This is a genomic window from Sorangium sp. So ce302, from assembly GCF_051530145.1.
In the GTDB taxonomy this organism is placed as follows: domain Bacteria; phylum Myxococcota_A; class Polyangia; order Polyangiales; family Polyangiaceae; genus Sorangium; species Sorangium cellulosum_B.
Window position 1 is genome coordinate 9,231,580 of sequence record NZ_CP150326.1, and the last position, 22,862, is coordinate 9,254,441.

At 72.0% G+C, this 22,862-nt stretch carries 17 protein-coding genes; 8 read left to right on the forward strand and 9 right to left on the reverse strand.

All coding sequences use genetic code 11. The features are described from left to right. Nucleotides 1-3 precede the first annotated feature (3 nt). Complete coding sequence (locus WME73_RS35035) at nucleotides 4-819, forward strand: hypothetical protein (RefSeq protein ID WP_437740705.1); 816 nt, start codon at nucleotides 4-6, stop codon at nucleotides 817-819. Here WME73_RS35035 and WME73_RS35040 read toward each other — a convergent pair. Then, entirely contained in the window at nucleotides 807-1,778 is a 972-nt protein-coding gene (locus WME73_RS35040) for a uroporphyrinogen-III synthase (RefSeq protein ID WP_437740706.1), read from the reverse strand. The two genes, WME73_RS35035 and WME73_RS35040, sit on opposite strands and share 13 nt — an antisense overlap. 82 nt (nucleotides 1,779-1,860) lie before the next feature. Here WME73_RS35040 and WME73_RS35045 point away from each other — a divergent pair, with 82 nt between their 5' ends. Next, nucleotides 1,861-2,166 carry a hypothetical protein gene (locus WME73_RS35045; RefSeq protein WP_437524051.1) on the forward strand — a complete coding sequence of 102 codons (306 nt, stop codon included), beginning with the start codon at nucleotides 1,861-1,863 and terminating at the stop codon, nucleotides 2,164-2,166. 171 nt (nucleotides 2,167-2,337) lie between these two features. On the opposite strand, the gene WME73_RS35050 is transcribed toward WME73_RS35045, so the two are convergent. The 3 genes from WME73_RS35050 to WME73_RS35060 form a co-directional block, all read right to left on the reverse strand. Beyond that, a complete protein-coding gene (locus tag WME73_RS35050) occupies nucleotides 2,338-2,892 on the reverse strand; it encodes a TerB family tellurite resistance protein (protein WP_437740707.1) in 555 nt (184 codons plus the stop codon). Between the two features lie 122 nt (nucleotides 2,893-3,014). After that, on the reverse strand, nucleotides 3,015-6,161 hold the full coding sequence (locus tag WME73_RS35055) for an MXAN_5808 family serine peptidase (RefSeq protein WP_437740708.1): 3,147 nt from the start codon (nucleotides 6,159-6,161) through the stop codon (nucleotides 3,015-3,017). 96 nt (nucleotides 6,162-6,257) lie between these two features. Further along, nucleotides 6,258-6,470, reverse strand: coding sequence for a twin-arginine translocase TatA/TatE family subunit (locus WME73_RS35060; RefSeq protein WP_044966375.1), 213 nt, complete (start codon nucleotides 6,468-6,470; stop codon nucleotides 6,258-6,260). A gap of 390 nt (nucleotides 6,471-6,860) precedes the next feature. On the opposite strand from WME73_RS35060, the gene WME73_RS35065 reads away from it, so the two are divergent. From WME73_RS35065 to WME73_RS35080, 4 genes are all read left to right on the forward strand, one after another. Beyond that, nucleotides 6,861-7,472: a hypothetical protein gene (locus tag WME73_RS35065; RefSeq protein ID WP_437740709.1), complete on the forward strand. Its 612-nt coding sequence runs from the start codon at nucleotides 6,861-6,863 to the stop codon at nucleotides 7,470-7,472. 101 nt (nucleotides 7,473-7,573) lie between these two features. Continuing rightward, nucleotides 7,574-8,227: a DUF2760 domain-containing protein gene (locus WME73_RS35070; RefSeq protein WP_437740710.1), complete on the forward strand. Its 654-nt coding sequence runs from the start codon at nucleotides 7,574-7,576 to the stop codon at nucleotides 8,225-8,227. Beyond that, a complete protein-coding gene (locus tag WME73_RS35075) occupies nucleotides 8,224-10,101 on the forward strand; it encodes an Hsp70 family protein (RefSeq protein WP_437912364.1) in 1,878 nt (625 codons plus the stop codon). The genes WME73_RS35070 and WME73_RS35075 overlap by 4 nt, the downstream gene beginning before the upstream one ends. A 165-nt stretch (nucleotides 10,102-10,266) precedes the next feature. Next, nucleotides 10,267-11,145: a transglutaminase family protein gene (locus WME73_RS35080; RefSeq protein WP_437912365.1), complete on the forward strand. Its 879-nt coding sequence runs from the start codon at nucleotides 10,267-10,269 to the stop codon at nucleotides 11,143-11,145. Nucleotides 11,146-11,323: 178 nt separating this feature from the next. On the opposite strand, the gene WME73_RS35085 is transcribed toward WME73_RS35080, so the two are convergent. Beyond that, complete coding sequence (locus WME73_RS35085) at nucleotides 11,324-11,779, reverse strand: hypothetical protein (protein ID WP_437912366.1); 456 nt, start codon at nucleotides 11,777-11,779, stop codon at nucleotides 11,324-11,326. A 763-nt stretch (nucleotides 11,780-12,542) separates the two neighbouring features. On the opposite strand from WME73_RS35085, the gene WME73_RS35090 reads away from it, so the two are divergent. Further along, complete coding sequence (locus tag WME73_RS35090; RefSeq protein WP_437912367.1) at nucleotides 12,543-13,901, forward strand: amidohydrolase family protein; 1,359 nt, start codon at nucleotides 12,543-12,545, stop codon at nucleotides 13,899-13,901. 119 nt (nucleotides 13,902-14,020) lie between these two features. Here the strand turns inward: WME73_RS35090 and WME73_RS35095 are convergent, their stop codons facing one another. From WME73_RS35095 to WME73_RS35110, 4 genes are all read right to left on the reverse strand, one after another. Then, complete coding sequence (locus tag WME73_RS35095; RefSeq protein WP_437740715.1) at nucleotides 14,021-16,462, reverse strand: GH36-type glycosyl hydrolase domain-containing protein; 2,442 nt, start codon at nucleotides 16,460-16,462, stop codon at nucleotides 14,021-14,023. A 349-nt stretch (nucleotides 16,463-16,811) separates the two neighbouring features. Continuing rightward, a complete protein-coding gene (locus WME73_RS35100; protein ID WP_437912368.1) occupies nucleotides 16,812-17,783 on the reverse strand; it encodes an aldo/keto reductase in 972 nt (323 codons plus the stop codon). 219 nt (nucleotides 17,784-18,002) lie between these two features. Beyond that, on the reverse strand, nucleotides 18,003-18,779 hold the full coding sequence (locus WME73_RS35105; protein ID WP_437912369.1) for a hypothetical protein: 777 nt from the start codon (nucleotides 18,777-18,779) through the stop codon (nucleotides 18,003-18,005). A 498-nt stretch (nucleotides 18,780-19,277) separates the two neighbouring features. After that, nucleotides 19,278-19,787, reverse strand: a complete 510-nt coding sequence (locus tag WME73_RS35110; RefSeq protein ID WP_437740718.1) for an OmpA family protein — start codon at nucleotides 19,785-19,787, stop codon at nucleotides 19,278-19,280. 131 nt (nucleotides 19,788-19,918) lie between these two features. Between WME73_RS35110 and WME73_RS35115 the strand changes: the two genes are divergently transcribed. Beyond that, nucleotides 19,919-22,780: an Hsp70 family protein gene (locus tag WME73_RS35115; RefSeq protein WP_437912370.1), complete on the forward strand. Its 2,862-nt coding sequence runs from the start codon at nucleotides 19,919-19,921 to the stop codon at nucleotides 22,778-22,780. Nucleotides 22,781-22,862 lie beyond the last annotated feature (82 nt).

A 22,862-nucleotide genomic window follows, 5' to 3' on the forward strand; every position in this document is an offset into this window, starting at 1 on the left:
AGCATGAACCGACCGCTCCTCCTCGCCGCCCTCACCTCGGTCCTGGCTGCCGGCTGCGGCGCCGGGATCGAGACGAACGCTCGCTCCGGTCGCCCGCAGGACGCCTCCGCCAAGGTGGCGGCGCAAGCGCGGCGCGAGGTCCCGCAGCGCGCGAAGGGCTCGCTCGACGAGCGCGGCCCGATCGCCGAGCAGGCGCCCGGCGCGCGCAAGCCCGGCGATTATGTGGCCTACCGGTTCTCGGGCAGCTTCAGGAAGACGCCGCTGCTCCTCACGCAGCGGGTCGTCGCGCGCGAGGGGGACGTCCTCGTGGTCGACGTGACCCTCGAGGACGGCAAGCAGACCGAGGCGCTGCGGGTCCGCATGAGCGACGAGCCCAGCAGGCGCGGTGAGATCCTCGGCGCGGCGTGGATCGACGACGGCGCGGAGCGGCCGGCGACCCTCTCGGCCTACGACGCGATGATGGCCAAGACCGCGCTCGCCGCCGACGAGAACGAGGACGTGCTCGGCAGCGAGGCGGTGAACGTCGAGGTCGGCGGCTCCTCCCTCCCGTGCCAGCGGACGAGCTTCCGCGTGCGCATCGGCAAGACGAAGGCGACGATGCGCACGCTCCAGAGCGACGACTTCGCCTGGGGCGACGTGGGCGGTGAGATCACGGCGGAGGACGGGCGCGTGCTCTACCGCGCCGAGCTGATCGACAGGGGCCACGCGGACACGGATGAGCGCGCGGCCGTCGGCGCAGAGCCCGGCCCCGCGCCCCGGCCGGCGACCGTGGCGCGCTCCGCCGACGAGGACGAGGCGTACGACGACTACGAAGACTGAGCCGGCAGGGGCGCGTCGCCCCGATTTCCCTTCGCGACGAGGATCTCGATCGAGCGCGCGGCCGCCGCTTTGACCAGGTGGCCCATCTTCGGGTGCTCGGGCTCGAAATCCGGCTCGATCCCCTCGGCGCGCAGCGCCTCCGTGCAGACCGGCCCGATGGACGCCACCACGCCCCGCGCGAGCGCGACGCGCAGCCGCTCGACGAGCCCCTCCTCGGCCGCCACGAGGAGCGCGTGCTCGACCTGCGCGCGGCTCGTGAAGAGCGTGATCGCCGCGCCGCCGTCCGCCATGAGGCGGAGCGCCTGCCGGAGCGGCGCGGTGTCGTCCGGGAGCGCCCAGCGGTACACCGGCACCGGCGTGACATCGGCGCCGGCCGCCGAGAGGCTCGCGTAGAGCTCGTGGCTCGGCGCGCCGTGCTCCTGGACGGCGACGCGCTTTCCGCGCAGATCGCCGAGCGCGCTGACGGCCTCGACGATCTCTCGCCAGGTGTTCGGCTCGCGGACGGTGATGAAGCGCGTCAGACCCAGCTCGCGCAGCGCCGCGGCCGGCTTGGGGCCGCGCACGACGAGCTGCACGGAGGCGAGCGCCGCCGCCAGGAGAGATACGCCCTGGGCGTCCGTGCCACCGTCGCCATCGGACGCCCCGCCGCCGCCCTGGTTCGACTCGAGCGCAGGCGCCGCCTCAGCCACGAGCGCACGGGTCCCGACGCCGGTCATCAGGATCACGAGGTCGAACTCGGCGCCCGCGAGGCGCCGCGCGAAGTCGAGGGCGCGCTCGTTCCTCTCGATGGGCACCTCGCGGAGCGTGGGCGCCGTGACGGGCACGCCGCCATACCGCTGGATCAGCGAGGCCATCTCGGAGGCGCGGCGGCTCTCGAAGCAGATGACGCGGCGCCCGGCGAAGTCAGACGGCGCGGGCGGAGACGGACGGTCGTTTCGTGGGTGGGTGGGCGTGCTCACCCGCTCAGCATAGCCCGGGTCCGGCGCTGGCGGGTTTCGGGCGGTGGACCAGTTTGCTAAGCTCCTCCATGTGAGCCATCCGATGAGCAACGAGGCTTCCGGGGTCCAGGGGAGCGGGCTCTCGCGTGCGACGTCGGAGAACGACGCCGGCCCTGATCCCGTCATCGGCGCGGGCATCGCGCTGCTCGGCATCTTCTTGATGGGGGTGGGGGGCGCGCAGGGCGCGCACTACCTCTTCAACTTCGGCGTGCTCGTGGCGGTGCTCGGGGCGGTCCTGTTCGTCCTGTTCGTGGCGCTCACGGCGCTGAAGCAGCGACGGGCGCTCGGCCTCGCGAGCCGCGCTCCGAGCCCCGAGGGCAGCGCCGAGCAGCGCGACGCGCGCGACTGATCAGGCGAGCGCCACTGGCGCCCGGCAGCAGCGCGACGCGCGCGACGGATCAGCCGAGCGGCGCTCGCGCCCGATAGCAGCGCGGCGCGCGCGAGGGCTCAGACGAGCGCGCTCGCGCCCGACAGCAGCGCGACCTACGCGACGGATCAGATGAGCGCGCTCGCGCCCGGCTCACGCCGGGGGCTCGCCGCCGGGATCGCTCCGGTCGTCCGGTGGCACCGAGGAGCCCGCCTGATGGCCGGCCTCGACGGAGAGATCGGGCTCGATGTCAGCGAGCGAGACGCCGAGCTCCTCGGCGATGCGCTCGATCTCGGCCCGCTCGGCCGGCGTGGGCGCGCCGTCCGCCGCCGCGAGCCGGATCAAGAGGCGCACGACCTCCACCCGCTCGCTCGCGTTGCAGAGCGCCTTGAGCTCGCGATAACAGCGGTCGACCTCGCCCTCCTGGAGCGCGGGCAGCTTGCCCTGGAGGGCGTTGAACACGGCCTCGACGCCGCTCGGCGCGAGCCCGTCGACGTGCGTGAGCAGCTCGCGGAGCAGCTCGTCTTCCTTGTCGGAGAAGCGGCCATCGACGCAGGCGACCTTGCCGAGCAGGACGATGACGGTGGCGATGTAGCGGAGGACGACCGCCTCGTCGTCCGGGAGCGCCGTGCGGAGCTCCGTCAGGAGGGCGTCGAGGTTCGGGAACGAGCCCCCCTGCTTCAGGCCGAGCCAGGCGAGGAGTCCCACGTGATGAGGCTACCAGATCCTCGCCGGGCAGGGCAGCCCGGCGGAGCCCCGCCCTCTACGCCCGTCACCGCGGTCGTCCATGTCGCCGTCGCTGTGGTCGCCTTCGTCCATTCCCCAGCGACCTACTCCTCGCCGCCGCGGTCCGCAATCCAATCGTCCACGGGGTTGTCGGACTTCGGGGTCTTCAGGATCGAGCCATCAGGCCCGTCCTTGCGCACCACGAGCGTGCGCCGCGTCGTGGTGTCGGGCGTCTCGCGCGCGACCACGGTGATCACGTTGACCCCCGGCCGGAGCGCCGCCTCGAACGCGAACTCGGCCTTCTTCGGGTCGGCGCCGTCGCGGTTCGACTTGTAGTAGAGCTTCCGCGACCCGACGAAGATGAAGGTGTCGAGCAGCCGCTCGCTGTCCGACGCCGTCCCCGTGATCTTCATGGTGCCGGCGGTCGTCGCCAGCGCCGCCGCGGCGATGTCCAGCGTCGGCGGCGCGTGCGAGTAGAGGTCCTCGAACGCGACCGCCGCCGGGGCCGGCCCGCCGCCAGGGGCCACCTCGCGCGCCGCGACGAACGCGAAGCGCCCCGCGCCGAGGTCGATCTTGAGGAACCCGCCTGGCGCCTCGCCGAGCACCTTGACCACGGCGCCCGCCGGGAGCCGGCCGAAGCCGCGCGCGCTCGCCTCGGGCGACGGGAGCAGGGTCGCCCCCTCCGCCCCAGCCTTCATGGTGGAGCCGCCGCCCTGGAGCTGGATGCGCGGCGAGATCGGGATCTTCACCTTCTCGCTGGCGAACTCACGGAGATCGCGATCGCCGACCGAGAGCGTGAGGGTCGCCTCGGGCTCCGACAGGTGCTGCTCCACGTCGAAGCTGAAGACCACCTTGCGCACGTCGCCCGGCTTGATGTTCGAGACGTCGAAGCGCCCCGCGTGCAGCATGAGCCCGTCGCCCGACAGGTTCGCGATGTTCGCCTGCGTCTCGTACGACGGCCCCTTGCCGACGTTCTTGACGGTCAGGTACATGCTGACCCGCTCTCCCTTCTGGATGAGCCCGTCGCCGTTGCCCTCACGGTCGTCCGCGATCTGATAGGCGTACTGGAAGAGCGGCCGGTCGAGCGCGCGCACCGTGGGCCGGATCTCGACCGCCGGCGGCTCCGGCGCGGCGGCGACCTCGAACTTCACCTTGAGGCCGTCGCTCCGCGAGAGGGCGTCCATCGGGATCGTGCAGACGCGCTTCTCGTTCGCCTTCCTCGGCTTCGTCGAGCCGACCTTCCGCCCCTCGACCTCGCACCAGCCGAGCGGCGCCTTCGCGCTCTTCGTCTGGCCGGGGCCGATCTTGCCGAAGATGAGCTCCTTGCTGTCGAAGTACGGGTTGTCGCTCTCCGTCGTCCCGCGGAGCCGGTAGACCGGCTGCTTTCCGTTGTTCTTGACCGTGACCCGGAGCTCCATCGGCTGCCCCGCGGTCACCTCGGCATTGGGGCGATCGGTCTCGACCTTCACGTCGAGCTCGGACTTCGCCGCCGGCGTGGCCCCCTCGGGCGCGTCGGACCAGTCGACGCCGAGCTTCGTCAGCTCGGCCGCGACCTTGCCGAGCTCCTCCTTGCCGACCTGATCGATGTAGTCGTGCATCGCCCGGAGCTGCTGGAGCCTCGGCGTGGAGGGCGGCATCCGCGCGGCGAGCTCCCGCGCGAAGCGGATGGGGAAGTCGACGGAGAAGTCCTCGTCGATGTCGCCCCCGCGCTCCCGCATCTGCTCCCGATCGGCGCTCGTGAGCTGGTAGCGGACGACCTCGGACGGCTTGCCCGCGGCCGCCGCGCGCGCGTTCGAGAGGTGCGCCGAGAGATCGCGCTCCCGGAGCCCATCCTTCTGGACCGTGAGATCCATCTCGAGCTCGTCGACCGTCATCGGATCGAGCTCGATGTCCGGCGTGACGCCGACGCCCTGGATGGAGATGTCGCCCGGCGTCAGGTACTGCGCGATCGTGAGCTTGAGGGCCGCCTTCTCGGCCGTGACGTCGGGGAAGACGAGCTGCACGCTGCCCTTGCCGAACGTCTGCGAGCCCACGATGACGGCGCGATCGTTGTTCTTCAGCGCGCCGGCCACGATCTCGCTCGCGCTCGCGCTGTTGCCGCTCACGAGCACCACGATCGGGTACAGCGGCTCGGTGCCCGGCCCCTTGGCGCGCTTCTCCTCGCGCCCCTCGGAGGCGCCGACCGTGGACACGATGACGCCGTCGGCGAGGAACTTGTCGGCGATGCGCGCGGCCTGGTCGAGCAGGCCGCCCGGGTTGCCGCGCAGATCGAGCACGAGCCCCTTCAGCTGCCCCTTGCTGCGCAGCCCGTCGAGCGCCGCGTCGAGCTCCGCGGTCGAGGTCGCCTGGAACGTCTTGAGCCGGACGTAGCCGACGCCGCCCTCGAGGGCGCGCGACTCGACGGACCTCACCTTGATCACCTCGCGGGTCAGCTCGAAGGCCTTCGGCCCCTGCCACCCTCCCTCGCCCTCGCGGGTCACCCACACGGTGACCGGGGTGCCGGGATCGCCGCGGAGCCTCCGCACAGCGTCGTCGAGCGGCATGTTGAGCGTCGACTCGTTGTTGATCTTCACGATCCGATCGAGCCGCTTGAGGCCCGCCCTGCCCGCGGGCGTGTCGGGCATCGGGTTCAGGACGGTGAGCATCTGGTCGCGGATCGAGATCACGACGCCGAGCCCGCCGAACGCGCCCGACGTGGAGAGGTTCATCTCCTTGTACGCCTCGGGGCTCAGGAACGACGAGTGCGGGTCGAGCGTGTGCAGCATGCCGTTGCACGCGGCGTACTCGACGTCCCGCAGATCGACCTCCGTGCCGCGGAGGTTCTTCTGGAGGAAGGTGAAGACCTCGCGGAGGCGCGCGGAGACGTCCCAGGGGCCCTGGATGTTGTCGATCCGGAACTTCTTCTCGCTGGTCTCGACGCGGACGGTGACCTCGTTCGGGTCCTCGTTGAGGACGATCACCTGCGCGACGTCGCGCTGGACGGCGTTGAGCGCCGACAGCAGCATCTCCTTCGGCTTGACGCGATCCGGCTCGACGTACTTGTCCCGGATCATCTTGAGCGTCTCGTTGACGGCCTCGAGGCGTGTGAGGTCGTACGGCGCCTTGGCCACCTGCCCGGTGACCGCGAGCGCCGGCTCGAACCCGCGCCAGAGCCCGCCAGGGCCGAACTGAAGGACGAAGTACGCTGCCAGCGGGAACGCGGCGGAGACGACGAGCGCCTTGGCGATGCGCTCCAGGGGTCGGTGAGGCATACGGCGATCGAGTATAGACGCACCCCAGCGAGCGTCGACCGACGTCAGCGCGCGATCGCCCCGATCGCCCCCGAGCGCCGCGTTCCAGCGCGGGCGCTACACGGGCTTCTGCGTGTCTTCTTGCTTCTCTTCGGGCTTCGCCGGCAGCTGCTTGGCGGGATCCTCTTCCTCGTCGTCGCGGATCCCCTTCTTGAAATTCCGGATACCCTCGCCGATCCCCTTCCCGATGTCAGCGATCCTCCCCGCGCCGAAGAGGAGCAAGGCGAGGCCGATGAGGAGAGCGATTTCGAGCGGTCCGATGCGGCCCATAGCGTTGATCCCTTGAAGGCTGCCGCGCGCTCGGCGGCAGGTCGGCGGGCCACGGCCCGGTTTGCGTCGACCCATACCACCCATCCTCCGCACCGGCAATGCAGCGGTTCGGAGCGCTGAGACCCGTGCTAGGCTCGCGCACCGGCTTCGCTGGAGGAGAGACGAGGCGCGTGTGCACCCGCTCACTCCGCCAGCGGTTCACAAATCAAGAACGGCTCGACGGCCCAAACGGGATCGCCAGCCGGCCGGCCCGGACGCCAGCCTCGGATGAGGCCGGCGGTGATCCATGGCTTGAGCCCTCGCAGGCTTCGCGACAGTCGACACGGGGAAAACACGATGCCGATGAACCGCTTGAATCGAAAGGCAGCGCATTGTCTGGCAGGAGCGTCGGTGGCAGCGGCGGTGCTCGCCGGCGCCGCCGGGCGCGCGAGCGCTCAGGAGGCGAGCGAGGGCGACACGGTGAGCGTCGACGGCAAGGGGATCGTCGGCGGCGCGCTGCTCGGCGGCGAGGTCGTGATGCTGACCATGGGGGCGATCGGGGTCGAGCGCGCCTGGCCGTACCTCGTGTTCGGCGGGCTCGGCGCGGTGGGCGGCGGCGTCGCCGGCTACTTCGTCGAGGCGGCGGATCCGCCCGCGGAGGTGCCGCTCTACATGCTCGCCGGCGGCATGGCGCTGGTCATCCCGACCCTCGTCGTCACCCTGAACGCCACCGCGTACAAGCCCCCCGAGTCCGACCAGAGCGAGCCGATCCGCAACGAGCCGGCCGCGGAGCCCCCGCAGCCGGGGATCAACGTCCAGCTCACGACGGACGCCGCGCAGATCCTCCGGCGGGCCCGCTGGGAAGAGCCCCGGCTCGGCCTCGTCGACATCACGCCGCGCCGGGTCGCGCTCGGCGTGCCCGCGCTCTCGTTCAAGCCGCTCTACTCGCAGGACGAGATGTTCAAGTTCGGCGTGGCGCAGGGGCACGAGGTCCGCGTCCCCGTCCTCCGGGCGACCTTCTGAGGGGCCCGGGGTCGCCCCGGGCGGCGGCGCAGGGCAGGCGCCCCCCTGCCCCGCGCGCCGGTCTCTGTGCCGATCCCTACGCTCGGCGTTAGGCTCTCGCCGTGGCCGACCTCCACGATCCTCCGCTCCCCTGGTCCACGCGGCTCTGGTTCGCCTTCGCGTGCTTCTTCCGCGTGCTGTTCGATTCCCAGTTCGCCGCGCGGGCCTGGCAGGCGCGCGCGGCGGTCGCCGCCCTGCCGCCGGCCGAGCGCGCTGAGCCGCGACGGCTCGAGCGAGATCGTGCAGGCGGCGCGCCCGCGGCCCCCGAGGCCGCCGCGGCTGCGGCGAGCGAGCCCGCCCCCGCGCCGGTCGCCGCCCCCGCGCCGCACGCCGCGCCCGCGGTGAGCTCGGCGCTCCAGCTGCTCTCGCTGCTCCAGCGCGAGGGGCGGCTCGTCGACTTCCTCGAGCAGGACATCGCCTCGTTCGGCGACGCGGACGTCGGCGTGGCGGCGAGGATGGTCCACGAGGGCTGCCGCAAGGCGCTGCGCAGCCACGCGAAGCTCGCGCCCGTGCGGCGCGAGGACGAGGGGGAGAAGGTGACGCTCGAGGCCGGCTACAACCCCTCCGAGATCAAGCTGATCGGCAACGTGTCCGGGACCGCGCCCTACAGAGGGGTGCTGCGCCACCGGGGCTGGCGCGCCGACGACGTCTCGCTGCCGACGCCGGTCGCCGGCCACGACGCCAGCATCATCGCCCCCGCGGAGGTCGAGCTATGAGCGCGCGCTACATCATCGGCATCGATCTCGGCACCACCCACTGCGCGCTCGCCTACGCGCGCCTGGCCGAGGACGGAGCCGACGCGCGGCTCACGCCGTCGCCCGAGGTGATGGCGGCCCCGCAGCTCGTGGCGCAGGGGACGCTCGAGGCGCGCCCGCTCCTGCCCTCCTTCATGTACATCCCTCACGAGAGCGAGGGCCCCCAGGCGCTGCCCTGGGACGCCGAGCGGCGCTTCGCCGTCGGCGAGCACGCCCGCGCGCGCGGCGTCGACGCGCCGGCGCGCCTCATCTCCAGCGCGAAGAGCTGGCTCAGCCACGCCGGCATCGACCGGCGCGGATCGACGCTCCCGCTCGGCGCGCCCGAGGACATCGAGAAGATCTCGCCCGTCGAGGCGTCGTGGCGGTACCTCGAGCACCTCACCGAGGCGTGGGATCACCTGTTCGCGAAGGACGATCCGGCGCTCGCCCTCGCGAAGCAGGAGATCGTGATCACGGTGCCCGCGTCGTTCGACGCCGCCGCGCGCGATCTCACCGTCGAGGCCGCGAGCGCCGCGGGGTTCGAGGACCTCACCCTGCTCGAGGAGCCGCAGGCCGCCGTGTACGCCTGGATCGACGCGGCCGGCGAGGCGTGGCGCAAGCACCTCCACCCGGGCGACGTGCTGCTCGTGATCGACGTCGGCGGCGGGACCACCGACTTCTCCGCGATCGCCGCGGTCCCGCGCGACGGCTCGCTCGAGCTCGTCCGCGTGGCGGTCGGCGACCACATCCTGCTCGGCGGCGACAACATGGACCTCGCGCTCGCGCACGTCGTGAAGGCGAAGCTCGCCGCCGAGGGCAAGGAGCTCGATCGCTGGCAGGTGACGTCGCTCACCCACGCCGCGCGCGTCGCGAAGGAGCGGCTGCTCGGCGATCCGTCGATCAGCGAGGCGCCGATCGCGATCGCTGGCCGCGGCTCGAAGCTGCTCGAGGCGGCGATCCGGACCGAGCTCACGCGGGACGAGATCACCCGGACGCTCGTGGACGGGTTCTTCCCCGAGGTCCCATCGTCCGCGCGCCCCGCGACCCGCGCGCGCGCCGGCCTGACGCAGCTCGGCCTCCCGTACGCGCAGGACCCGGCGATCACCCGCCACCTGGCCGCGTTCCTGGGGCGGCAGGCCGGCGCGACGTCGAAGCTTCCGGGCTTCGCCCCGCAGGGAGGAGCGAACGCCGAGCCCGGCCGCGCGCCGCTCCTCCTGCACCCGACGGCGGTGCTCTTCAACGGGGGCGTCATGAAGAGCGCGGCGCTGCGCGAGCGGCTGGTCGCGACGCTCGGCGCCTGGCTCGAGCAGGACGGCGCGCCCCGGCCGCGGGTGCTCCCGAGCGACGACCTGGATCTCGCGGTCGCGCGCGGCGCCGCCGCCTACGGCCTCGCGCGGCGCGGCCGCGGGCTCCGGATCCGCGGCGGGACAGCGCGGGCCTACTACGTGGGCATCGAGGGGGCCGTTCCCGCGGTGCCCGGCCTGGAGCCGCCCATCACGGCGCTCTGCCTCGCGCCGTTCGGCATGGAGGAAGGCACCGAGGCGACGCTGCCGCCGCAGGAGTTCGGCGTGGTGGTCGGCGAGCCGGTGCGCTTCCGCTTCTTCAGCTCGTCGGTGCGCCGGGATGACCAGGCCGGGACCGAGCTCGAGAGCTGGAAGCCCGGAGAGCTCGAGGAGCTCTCGCCGATCGAGGTCACCTTGCCCGCGGAGGGCCGCCGGGAGGGCGACATGGTGCCGGTGCAGCTGCGCGCGTCGGTCACCGAGGTGGGGACGCTGCTCCTGGAGGCGATCCCCCGGGAGGCGCAGAAGCCGAACGAGCGCTGGCGGATCGAGCTGTCGGTGCGCGCCGAGGCGTGAGCGCGGGGGTGCCCGCGTCCGGAGCAGCCTGAAGCGGCACGACCCGCCGTCGGTCCCGAAGCAGAGCGCGCCGGCGCGCGTTACCCTCGTAGCGCGCCGCAGCATGCAGCAGGCAGAGGGGCCGAGCGCGAGGCCAAGCCGGAGCGCGCTCATCGAGGACACGACATGGCACCGACGATTCGCAGGCTCCGCATCGTCCATTCGACGAGATATACCTACGATCGCCCGGTGGAGCGCAGCGTGCACAAGCTGCATCTCTGCCCGGTGCACGACCGGGATCAACGGGTGCTCTCGCACACGCTCACGATCGATCCCGGCGTGACCACCGTGGAGTTCGAGGACGTCTTCGGGAACCGGGTCACACGCTTCGAGATCACCGCCCCGTATACCGCGCTCACGATCTCGGCCGACTCGATCGTGGAGCTCTGCGACGCCGATCCGTTCGCCTTCGCGAAGAAGAAGATCCGGCCCGCGTTCCCCCTCGTCTGGATGCCCTGGGAGCAGGCGATCATCGCGCCGTACGTGCGCCCGGCGGAGCTCCCCGACACCCAGATCCAGGCGCTCTTCGATTACGCCATGTCGTTCGTCGAGAAGAACGACGCGGACCTGATGGAAACGCTCTTCGCGATCAACCTGACGCTCTTCCGCGAATACCAGTACGTGCCGGGCTCGACGAACCTGGCGACCACCCCGTATGACGTCTTCGTGAACCGGCGCGGGGTCTGCCAGGATTTCGCGAACCTGTTCATCTGCATGGCGCGGCTCCTCGGCATTCCGGCGCGCTACGTGTGCGGATACCTCTATACCGGCAACGTCGGCGCGAGCCGCGCCGGCTCCGACGCGACCCACGCGTGGGTGCAGCTCTACATCCCGAACATCGGCTGGAAGGGGTTCGACCCCACGAACGGCGTGCTGGCCAGCCTCGACCACGTGCGGGTCGGCTACGGCCGCAACTACATGGACGCAACGCCGACAGCGGGGACGCTCTACACCGCCGCCGCCGAGACAATGAACGTCGATGTGACGGTGAGCGAGGTCGACTAGGTGTCTCCGCGAAATCGCCCGCGCACCGACAGGCGCCTGTCGCACCGAGCCCACAGCGACAGCGGAGAGCGCGAAACGGCGGCCGCGGGCGAGGCAGGCGTCCCGCCCCTCCCTGCGGCCGCAGCGTGAATCGCCGAAGGTCGCTCGGACGGATCCGCGAGACCTCGGCGCGTCGAGATCACTGGCCGTCCTGGAGACAGGCGGTGCCCTGCTCGATGCACGCGCCCTCAGCGGTGGTGGCCGCCTCGGTGCCGCACGCCTCGCACGCCTCGTCCGCTACTTCGTCCGTTGTGCACGCGACATAGCAGGGATCGCCGTCCGCCGCGCCACATGCCTCGCAGATACACTGCGTAACTGCCTGGTATTTCGGGATCGAGGACTCGCAGAGGTCCGCCGGGTCGGCGTTGGCCACGAGGGGCGCCGAGCAGGTCACACACTCCTCGCTGCCGCCCGTGCCGCCGCCACCGCCCTCGCCGCTGCCGCCCTCGCCGCTGCCGCCCTCGCCGCCCGTGCCGCCGCCGCCGCCCTCGCCGGCCGAGCTGCTCGCGGTGGTCCCGCCGCCCGAGCCCGTCGTCGTTTCGGTGTCGTCCCCGCACCCTGCGGAGAAGGCGGTCGCGCCAAGGATGAGAGCCATCGAGCCCATGCTGACAAGATTAATATTACGCATGTTGTCCTCCGGCGCGCTCGAACGAGCGCCCGTCGTCGATCGTCGCTTCGTCTGTCAGTCCCAACGGGACTCGCCGGTCGCGACAACCCCCGCGTGCCGGCGGCGGCACACTACTCCACCCAGGCTGTGACGCTCAACTATCTTCCATGCGACGCGCGAAAACAGCTGTCCGCGCCTCGCCCGGTCGAGCGACCCCAAACACCATGGCATGCGCGCTGAGGACGAGCCCAGCAGCGCCCTCGACTCGGGGATCGCCCGACTCCGACGCCCGGACGAAACCACACCGAAATCGCGCGTCGCGAACCGCGCGCATCGCCGTGGCCGGGGGGTCGCGGCGAGCGTCGCAGCGAATGCCGCAAGTCGCGAGTTCCGAGCCTCCTTGTGCTCCACGGAACGCCGCGCCGTCGCCGGGATCGCCGCAGCCCGCGCCGCGCGCTGCCCGCAGCGCTGCGCGATCTCGATGCCTCGCGCGAATCTGGAGATGGCGGTGGACGCCGCCGGGAGCGCGCGCCTTTGACGACTTGAAGGTGGAAGTTGGAAAGCGCTCGTGACAGCGGCCCTGGAGCACGGCTCTGCTATGATCAGAGGCGCGGCGCCTGCGTCGCGCGCGATCGCAGAGCGCGGCCTCGCGCTGCGATCGCGCGCGACGGGCGCCAGCGATACGGCCCCACGCGCGCCGCGCAGCGACGGCGCGCGCGGGGCTCGTCGCGCGTCACGGGGGGAGGGCACGATGAGCATTCGGTTGCGCGTGTTGCGCGTGTTGCGCGTGTTGCGCGTGTGTCTGGCGGCGACGCTCGTGGGCCTGTGCGCCTGCGCGAGCACGACCGTGCAATGGCCCTCGCCGGAAGGGCAGCCGAAGCTCCCGCCCTCACGGGAGATCAACGCCGTCGCGCGGCCGGACGCCGCGCGCTGCGCGGCGATCGTCGGGGCCACGCTCATCGACGGCCGGGGAGGGCCGCCCGTGCGCGACGCCGTCGTCGTGGTCCGCGGCGACCGCATCGTCGCCGCGGGCGCGCGCGGCGCCACCGACGTCCCGGCCAGCGCGGAGGTCGTCCCCGGCGCGGGGCTCTGGGTGCTGCCCGGCCTCATCGACGCGCACTTCCACCTCGACGGCGATGACGGGCTGCCCGGCGTCGTCCTGCAGCGCGGCGTCACCTCGCTGCGCGAGCCGGGGAACTGGATCGAGGCGTACGACGCCGCGCGCAAGCTCGGCCCGACGCCGCGGCTCTTCCTGGCGGGGCCGCTGCTCGACGCGCCGTATCCGGCCTATCCGGAGAGCGCGATGCTGGTGCGCGACGCGGCCGAGGCGCGCTGGGCCGTCGATCAGCTGGTCGAGCGCGGGGCGTCGGCGATCAAGGTCTATTTCCGCCTGCCCCTCGGGCTCGTCGAGGAGGTCGCCAAGGCCGCGCACGCGCGCGGGGTGATCGCCGTCGCGCACCTCGAGACCGTGGACGCCGCGGCCGCGGTCCGCGCCGGGCTCGACGGCATCGAGCACATCACGTCGCTCGGCACGGCCCTCGTGCCGCCGCGCGAGGCGGAGCGCTACCGCCAGTCGGTGATCGCCGACAACGACGCGCGCTTTCCGGGGCGCTTCGAGGTCTTTCGCGGCATCTCCCTCGGCGCGCCGCGGACCCGAGCGCTGCTCGGGCTGCTCGCGGCGCGGGGCACCTTCCTCACCCCGACGCTCGCCATCTTCGAGCGCCGCGCCGGCGACGCGGGCGCGACGGAGACCCAGGTGCGCGGCTTCGAGAACATGATGAAGCTCACCCTCGCGGCGCGCCGCGCCGGGGTGCGGGTGGTCGTCGGCTCCCACGGCAAGGCGCCGGGCGCCGAGCGAGGGTGGGCCTACCAGCACGAGATGGAGCTGCTCGTCGAGAGCGGCCTCTCGCCCATGGAGGTCCTCGTCGCTGGCACGCTGGAGAACGCCAGGTACTTCCGCGCCGACGACCGGCTCGGCAGCGTCGAGGCGGGCAAGCTCGCCGACCTCGTCCTGATCGAAGGCGACCCGCTCGCGGACATCCGGGCGATGCGCCGCGTGAAGCGGGTGATGCTGAACGGGAGGTGGGTCGGCCCAGCTCAGGCCGAGTGAGCCGCACGCGCGCTCGCCGCCGCAGGCTCGGCGCGCGCGTTACGTGGAGTCACGCGGACAGGACGAGCGCACGCGGAGCGCGCCGCCGCCACCGCGCGGCGCGCTCCGACAGAGGGCCTTCAGCCCATCTCGATCTCGACGCGCACCGTCGAGCCGGCCGGCGACAGGGGAATCACGTTCCCCGCGACGGTCTTGCCGTCCACGGTCAGCTTCTTCACGCCCTTGCACACCCCCGAGTTCTTGACGCTGATCTCGTAGGTGGCGCCGCGGAAGCGGCGGGAGATCGAGAAGCTCTTCCACGCCTTGGGCACGCAGGGATCCAGCTTCAGGCCGTCGTACTGGGGCTGCACGCCGAGGATCCCCTGGCTGACGGACACGAACGTCCAGGCCGCGGTGCCGGTGAGCCAGGCATTCTTGGCCTCACCGAAGACCGGGGCGTCCTTGCCGGCGATCATCTGCGCATAGACGTAGGGCTCGGCGCGATAGGTCTCGATCTGGCTCTCCTTGGCCGAGGGGCAGATGGAGAGATAGTACTCCAGCGCGCGCTCCCCTTCGCCCAGGAGACACCAGCCGAGGTGGATCCAGGTGTTGTTGTGGCAGAAGATGCCCGCGTTCTCCTTCACGCCCGGCGGATACGAGGTGACCTCGCCGAGCTCGAGGTGATAGGTCGAGTACGCGGGCTGCTGCAGAACGATGCCGTTCTTCGTGTAGAGGTGCTTGTGCACGCTCTCCATCGCCTGCTTGGCGCGGCCGTTGTCCGCGCCGGCGCCGCCCAGGACGCACCAGCCCTGGCTCTCGATGAAGATCTTCCCCTCCTCGTTCTCCTTGCTCCCGACCGGCCGGCTCTCGGCGTCGTAGGCGCGGCGGTACCACTCGCCGTCCCAGGCCTCCTTCTCGACGACGGCCAGCATCTCGGCGTACTGCTCGCGCATGCGCGCGGCGTCGGACTTCTGGCCCATCCAGTCGTACAGGGCGGCCATCTCGCGGCTGGCATAGAGGAAGAGGCCGGCGATCATCACGGACTCGGCCTTCGAGTCCTTCACGTCGCCCGCGGTCTGGAAGCTCTCGTTGGGCTCGGTGCTGAAACAGTTCAGGTTGAGGCAGTCGTTCCAGTCCGCGTGGCCGATCAGCGGCAGGCCGTGCGGGCCCCGCTTCTTCATCGTGTAGGCGATGGACGTCTCCAGGTGGTGAAGGAGGTCCTCCTTGGAGCCCGGCTTGTCGGCGTAGCCCACCGCCTCCTTGAGGATGCCCTTGTCGCCGGTCTCCTTGATGTACGCGCACGTGGAGAGGATCAGCCACAGGTGATCGTCGTAGAAGTCGCCGCCGATGTCGGCGTTCCCCTTCTTCGTCAGCGGCTGGTACTGGTGGTAGCAGGTGCCGTCGCTGAGCTGGGTGGCGGCGATGTCGAGGATGCGCTGGCGGGCGCGCTCGGGGACGAGGTGCACGAAGCCCAGGAGATCCTGGTTCGAGTCGCGGAAGCCCATGCCCCGGCCGATGCCGGTCTCGTACATGCTGGCCGACCGAGAGAGGTTGAAGGTCGCCATGCACTGGTACTGATTCCAGGTGTTGAGCATGCGACTCGCGTGCTCGTCCGGGCAGTCGGCCTGGAAGTTCGAGAGGATCCCGGCCCAGTCCGCCTTCAGCTGGGCGAACGCGCCGTCCACGACGCCCGGCGCCGAGTACTTGGCGAGGATCTCCTTGCCCTTCTGCTTGTTCAGGACGAAGGGCGCCTTGAACTTGGGCAGGTCCCCGTGGTCCACGTACGAGAGCACGAAGCTCATCGTCTCGCTCGCGCCGGGCTCGAGCGAGAGGCTCACCTGGTGGCTGCCGATCGGGTTCCAGCCGAACGCCTTGGAGTTCGTGGCCTTCCCCTTGGCCGGCACCTGGGCCTCGTGGAGGCCGTGGTGGACGCTGCCACAGAAGGCGTCACGGCTCGTGTCGAACCCGTCGATGGCGCGCGTGCAGGCGAAGAGCGTGTAATGGGAGCGGCGCTCGCGGAACTCGGTCTTGTGGTAGATGGCGCTCCCCTCGATCTCCACCTCGCCGATGGAGTAGGTGCGCTGGTAGTTCGTCATGTCGTTGAGCGCCTCGAAGAAGCAGAACTCCTGATAGGAGAAGAGCTGGATGTCCTTCTTCGAGCCGCTCTTGTTGGTGACCCGGGTGCGCCAGATCTCCACGTTCTCGCCGGGAACGATGAAGTAGAGCACCTCCACCTCGACGCCGTTCTTCTCGCCCGTGATCTTCGTGTAGCCCAGGCCGTGGCGGCACTCGTAGCGATCGAGGGCCGTCTTGAGGGGCTTCCACATGGGGTTCCACACGACCCCGCCGTCGTTCACGTACAGGTAGCGCCCGCCGAGGTCCATGGGCACGTTGTTGTACCGGTAGCGCGTGAGCCGGCGCAGCTTGGCGTCCTTCCAGAACGTGTAGCCGCCCGCCGTGTTGGTGCAGAGGCCGAACATCTCGTCCGAACCCAGGTAGTTGAGCCAGGGCAGCGGCGTGTCGGGCCGGGTGATGACGTACTCGCGGCTCTCGTCGTCGAAGTGGCCGTACTGATTGCTCATGGACGCGCGGTCTCCGTGGATAGCGACAGAAAAAAACCCGGAGGCTGCGCTGCCCCGGGTCGGATAAGCCGATGATTGTCAGGCCTGGGGCCTCCGAGCGAGCTCAGAGGGCCGCCACTCTAGACCCCGGCACCTCCGCTTGTCAACGGGGCCTGGGGGCGCGCTCGCCGGCGTTTTGCCAGGAAGAACGCCGCGCTCCGTCGCGCTCTGTCGCGTGTTGGCGCGTGTTGGCGCGTGTTGGCGCATGGCTCGTGTGCGGCAGACAACCCACGATTGCAGTGAAGGAAAAATTTTACACACCGCAGCTCCGCGGGCGGCGCCTCGCTCGCGGAGCCGCGTATCCGCCGCTTCAACCGGCCTTGAACGTGTCGTAACGGCCGGCGCGCGGCGCGACGCGCGCCTCCAGCGCGGCGCGCTCGGCGGGCGGCATCGGGAAGGAGAGGGACCGCGCGCCCAGGTTCTCGCGCACCTCGGCGATCGACGAGCAGCCGATGATCACCGTGTCGGCGTGGCTCGCCGCGTAGCGGATCAGCTCGGTCGCGCTCGCGGCGCGATCCTGGAGCAGGCGGCCCGCGGCCATGATCTTCATGCCGATGACGCCGACGCCGCGCCGCCGCGCCTCCTCGACCACGGTCGTAAGGAACGGGAGCCGCGCCGGATCTGCGGGGTTGACCGCGCAGAGCACGGTATCCACAGGATAACGCCGCATCGCCTCCAGGAGGATCCGCGGGTCGTGGTGGCCGGTGATCCCGACGTGGCGCACGCGGCCGTCCGCCCTGGCCTGCTCCACGGCCTCGATGGCGCCCCGCTTGCCGAAGATGGCGTCGAGCTCCTCGAGCTCCCGCAGATCGTGAAGCTGCCATGAATCGAGGTGGTCTGTCCCGAGCCGACGCAGGCTGTCGTCGAGCAGCCGCAGCGCGCCGTCGCGATCGCGCGCGTGGGTCTTGGAGGCGAGGAAGACCTGCTCGCGCGCCTTCGGGCCGGCGGCGCGGAAGGCCTCACCGTAGTAGTCCTGGCTCTGCTGGTATGCAGGCGCGGTGTCGCAGTACCTGACCCCGAGGCGCAGGGCCTCCAGGATCACGGGCACCGCCTCGCGGTGACGGCCGGTCGTCCGGAGGATCCCCTCGCCGCCGAGCGACACCGGCTCCACCTGCGCGCCGGTCCGCCCGAGCGTGCGCGCCGGCGCTTCACCGGCCGCAGGCGCCGCAGGCGACGGGCGGCCGGCTGCCCCGACCGCCGCGGCCGCTGCGGTCGGGGCGACCGCTCCCAGCACGTCACGACGGCCACCGTCGGCACTTCCCGTCTCGCTCGGCTCGCGCATACGGCCCTCCTGGAGAGGACTCTACCAACCGACAGGTCGCACGTAAACCGAGGCCTGGATCCATGCAGTCACGCGGCTCGGGCGAGCGGCGGCGGGTGCGCCGCTCCCCTCATCGAGGCCGCGGCCCGGGGGGCGGACGCCGTCTTCAGCGTGCAGCCGAGCGAGGGGCAACCGTCAGGGACGAGCCTTGGGCACGCGGAGGTGGCCGTCGGCCCCTCGCTACCACCGGTCGTCGGCGTCGTCGTCGTCCGACCGATCGTCGTCCTCGAACACCAGCCTGCCAATCACCACCTGGCGCACTGTCGTGGGGTAATAGGCCGTGACGGCGGCCGTGCTCCAGGTGTGCCCGACGATGGTGTCCGAGGTGTTCCTGTAGAGCCGCATCGTCCCGTAGCCTGCGCCGGAGGCCCCCCGGCCGCTCGAGGCGTACCTGGAGTCGGACGAGCCGTGGTGCGTGCTCGTCGAGTCGACCACGCTCACCTCGAACTGGAGCGTGCCCGCGACGAGCGGTGTGACGGGGAGCTTCGCCCTCGGCGCCCGGCGGAGGATCGCGACGTGCCCGGTCGACGACTCGCCTGCGGGGTAGCGGATGGCGATGATGTCGGCGGCGCGCGCGTCCTTGGGGTCGTGGATCCTCTCGAATCCGTTCTCCTCGACGATGGCGTCGTAGTAGGCGGCCGCGCTCGGGCTCCGGCTGCCCAGCCAGTCGTGGAGCGACGCTTCGGTGAAGCCGTAGCCCCGCTTGAGCAGCTCCGTCAGGAAGGTGGCGCACTGCGTCCGGTTCGCGTAGCGCCGCGCGCCGGCCACACCGGCCCAGCTGATGAAGCTGGGGCTCGAGTTGTATTCGTTGTTCTCAGGGCTGATGTTGTCGACGAGGCTCTCCGCCCACCTGAGATGGTCGGCGTGATGCGCATCGGCGGTGCGCGGCGAAAGCCACGCGAGCCCCGGAAGGACGAGACAAGCGATCTCCAGCATACGACGACGAACGCTCGCCATGATCCACCTTGCAATGCAGTGAGTTGCTCGAACTGGCGCGTCGCACTCAGCGCGCGGATTCCCGTGCTGTATTAAGTACGATCGAGCGGCGCCGTTCAATACAAATTTGCAACACAATCATCTTTGGGAGTCGCTTGTCCCACAGGCGCACAGACGGACAGGCATCCTCGCGCTCGCGCGCCGTGCGCCGTGCGCCGTGCGCCTCGCGGGGCGCACGGCGATGCGGCCGACGTGACCCACGTGACCAACAACCAGTGGGGCAGTGCGCAGTAACCCGGCAACCCGGCAATCCGGCAACAAACCTCGCGACCGCTGCCCCGCACAATGCGCGAAGTACGCGACACGCGCTGACGTCGACGAAATCAGTCGATTTCGAATGAGGGTCTGTGTTAACCTGGCCTGTTGTTCCGACGCCCGGATGGCCGGGGGAGCAGGCGCGGGGGGGAAGCTGTCGGAGCTGGAGCGACGAGCGGGCGGCCTCGATCGACCGCCAGCCGGTCACTTCGACTTGATGCGGAACTCCACGCGCCGGTTCATGGCGCGGCAGCCCTCGTCGTTCGTGAAGCAGATCGGCGCGCCGGCGCCGTACCCCGGCGCCGTCATCGGCGTCGCGACGCCGCGCTGGACGAGGTAGCGGACGACGGCGTTCGCGCGGCGCTCGGACAGCTTGATGTTGTGCTCCACGCTGCCCTGGTTGTCCGTGTGGCCCTCGACCGTGAGCGCGGTGATCTCCGGGTGCGTCCGCAGGATGTTCGCCACCGCGTCGAGGACCGAGAACGACTCCGGCCGGATCTCGTCCTTGTCGAGGTCGTAGAAGATCGGCCGGGCGATCTTGATGCGATCCCCCTCGATGACCGCCTCGGCAGGCGCCGCCGGCTGGACGGCCACGGGAGGAGGAGGCGGCGGCGGCGCCGCGCTCGCCGCCACCGACATCTCGGTCGTCGCCGACCCGCACCCCGCCGCAAGGGCGCCCAGGACCACAAGCCAGATCGCTCGGTTCGCTCGCATTTCGCGGCTCTAGCACGGGGAATCGCCCGGAAGAACCGGAAGAAACGCGCGGGCGCGCGCGGGCCGGCGCGGCGGCGCGCCGGACCTGCGGAATGCGCCGCGGCGATCCAGTATCGTTGCTGCGCGCACGCATGTCCGCCCCCGCGAAGAGCCCGAGCCTGATCGTCGGAATCGACCTCGGCACCACGCACACCGTCGTGGCGTGGGCGGAGCGCGACGCCGGTCCCGGTGCGATCCGCGTCTTCTCGATCCCGCAGCTCGTGACCGCCACCGAGATCGAGGCGCGCCCGCTGCTGCCGTCCCTGCTCTACGCGCCCCTCCCCGGCGAGGCGCCCGCCGATCCGTTCGGCGACGCGCCCTTCGCGATCGGCGAGCACGCGCGCCGGCGCGGCGGCGAGATCCCCGGGCGGCTCATCGCCTCGGCGAAGAGCTGGCTCTGCCACCCCGCCGTCGACCGCACGGCGCCCATCCTGCCATGGGGCGCGGCCGAGGAGGCGGCCTCCCTGCCGCGCGTCTCGCCGCTCGACGCGAGCGCCCGGATCCTCGCCCACGTGCGGCGCACCTGGGACGACGCCTTCCCGGAGCGCCCGCTCGCGGCGCAGGAGGTCGTGCTCACCGTCCCGGCCTCGTTCGACGAGGTCGCGCGCGAGCTCACCGTCGAGGCCGCCCGCCGCGCCGGACTCTCGGCGCGCCTCCTCGAGGAGCCGCAGGCCGCGTTCTACGACTTCATGCGGCTCGCCGGCGCCGAGGGCCTCGACGCCCTGCTCGAACGCTCGGGCGGCGAGGCGATGGTCCTCGTCTGCGACGTCGGCGGCGGCACGACCGATCTGTCGCTCATCCGGGTCGCCCGGGGCGCTGGCGCGGCCAAGGGCCACCCCGAGGTCTCCCGCGTCGCGGTCGGCCACCACCTCTTGCTCGGCGGCGACAACATGGACCTCGCGCTCGCCCACCTCTGCGAGCCGCGCCTCGTGGGCGCAGGGGAGAAGCTCGACCCGGCGCGCTTCGGCCAGCTCGTGCTGGCCTGCCGCGCCGCCAAGGAGCGCCTGCTCGCCGGCGGGGCCTCGTCCGGCGGCGCCGGCAGCGCCGCGCCTTCGCCGCCGGACGACGCGCCGGTCACGGTGCTCTCGCACGGCGCGCGGCTCGTGGGCGGCGCGCTGACGACGCGCCTCGGCCGCGACGAGGTCGAGGGCGTCGTGCTGGACGGCTTCTTCCCGGACGCGCCCCGGGACGCCCGGCCGCAGCGCGGGCGGAGCGGGCTCGTCGCGTTCGGCCTGCCCTACGAGCGGGACGTCGCGATCACCCGGCACGTGGCCTGGTTCTTCGCGCGCCACGCCCCGGAGGCGCGAGGTCCGACCGCGCTGCTCCTGAACGGCGGCGTCTTCCGCGCCCGCCGCGTCGCGGAGCGCCTCGCGCAGGTCGTCGAGCGCTGGGGCGGCCCGCCGCTCGATCTGCTCCCGCACGCCGATCCCGACCTCGCGGTGGCGCGGGGCGCGGTCGCGTATGGCCTCGCCCTCGCGGGCCGCGGCGTGCACATCGAGGGGGGCGCGGCGCGCGGCTACTACGTCGGCCTCGAGCCGCCCGCCGGCGGGGGGCCGCGGCCAGCGGTCTGCGTCGTGCCGCGCGGCGCGAAGGAGGGCAGCGTCCACGCGGCGGCCGGGCGGACCTTCGCGCTCGTCGTGGGGCGCCCGGTGCGGTTCGACCTGTTCGCGTCGGACGACGCGCGCGTCGATCGCGCGGGCGACCTCGTCCCCCTCGAGGACGACCGGTTCGAGGCGCTGCCGCCGATCGCGGTGGCGTTCGACGCGGGGGACGCGGCGCGCGCGGCGACCGGCAAGCAGGCGGATGTGCGGGTGCAGATCGAGGGAGAGCTCACCGCGATCGGCACCCTGGATCTCGCCTGCGTCGAGGTGGACGCCGCGGCGCCGCGCCGCTTCCGGCTGGCGTTCCAGCTGCGCGAGGACGGCCGCGGCGCGCGCGCCGCCGAGGCCGAGGGCGGCGCCCCGGCGGAGCGGGCGCAGGCGAGGCCTCACGCCGCGGCGGCGCCGGGCGGCAAGCGCCTCGACGAGGCCCGGGAGGCGATCGAGCGGGTGTTCGGCAAGGGGCGGCCCGACGTGGCGCCGCGAGAGGCGAAGAACCTGGTGCGCGAGCTCGAGCGCGTCCTCGGGGAGCGCGCCACCTGGACGACGGAGACCGCGCGGGCGCTGCTCGACACCCTCGTCCCGAGCGCGCGCTCGCGGCGGCGTTCGGCCGATCACGAGCGCGTCTTCTGGTCGCTCGCCGGCTACTGCCTCCGCCCCGGATTCGGCGACGCGGGCGACCCGGCGCGCGTCGCCGCGCTCGCGCCGCTCTTCGCCGAGCGGCTGGCGTTCCCGCAGGAGGCGCGCTCCTGGCAGCAGTTCTGGATCGCCTGGCGCCGCATCGCGGGCGGCCTCGACGAGCCGCTGCAGGTCGCGATCCGGGATCTGGCGGATCCGTTCCTGGCCCCGGCCGAGCAGCGGCTGAAGAAGCCGAAGGGGGTGAAGCCGGAGGCGCTCGACGATCTGCTCGAGCTCTGCGCGTCGCTCGAGCGCGTGCCCGCCGGCCGGCGGAGCGAGCTCGGCGCGTGGATCCTGGAGCGCACATGGACCGACCGCGACGCGCGGCTCTGGGCGGCGATCGGCCGCCTCGGCGCGCGCGTTCCGGCGTATGCGAGCGTCCACCATGTGGTGTCGCCGGCGGCGGCCGAGCGGTGGATAGACCACCTGCTGCGCGAGAAGTGGCAGGATCTGCCGTCCGCGGCGCCGGCCGCGGTGCAGCTCGCGCGCAGGACCGGGGACCGGGCGCGCGACGTCTCGGACCGGGTCCGCGGCGAGGTGGAGCGGCGGCTCGTCAAGGTGGGCGCCCCCGAGGCGTGGCTCAAGGCGGTGCGCGAGGTGGTGGCCGTCGAGGAGTCCGAGCGCGCGGCGTTCTTTGGAGAGGGGCTGCCGGTGGGGCTGCGGCTTGTGAGCGAGTAGCAAAAGCCCTTCTGCGCGCTTCGAGGTCCACCGGCGGCCTCACTTCCAGAAAGAGCAGGCGCCGTCCACACCCCCGCAGACC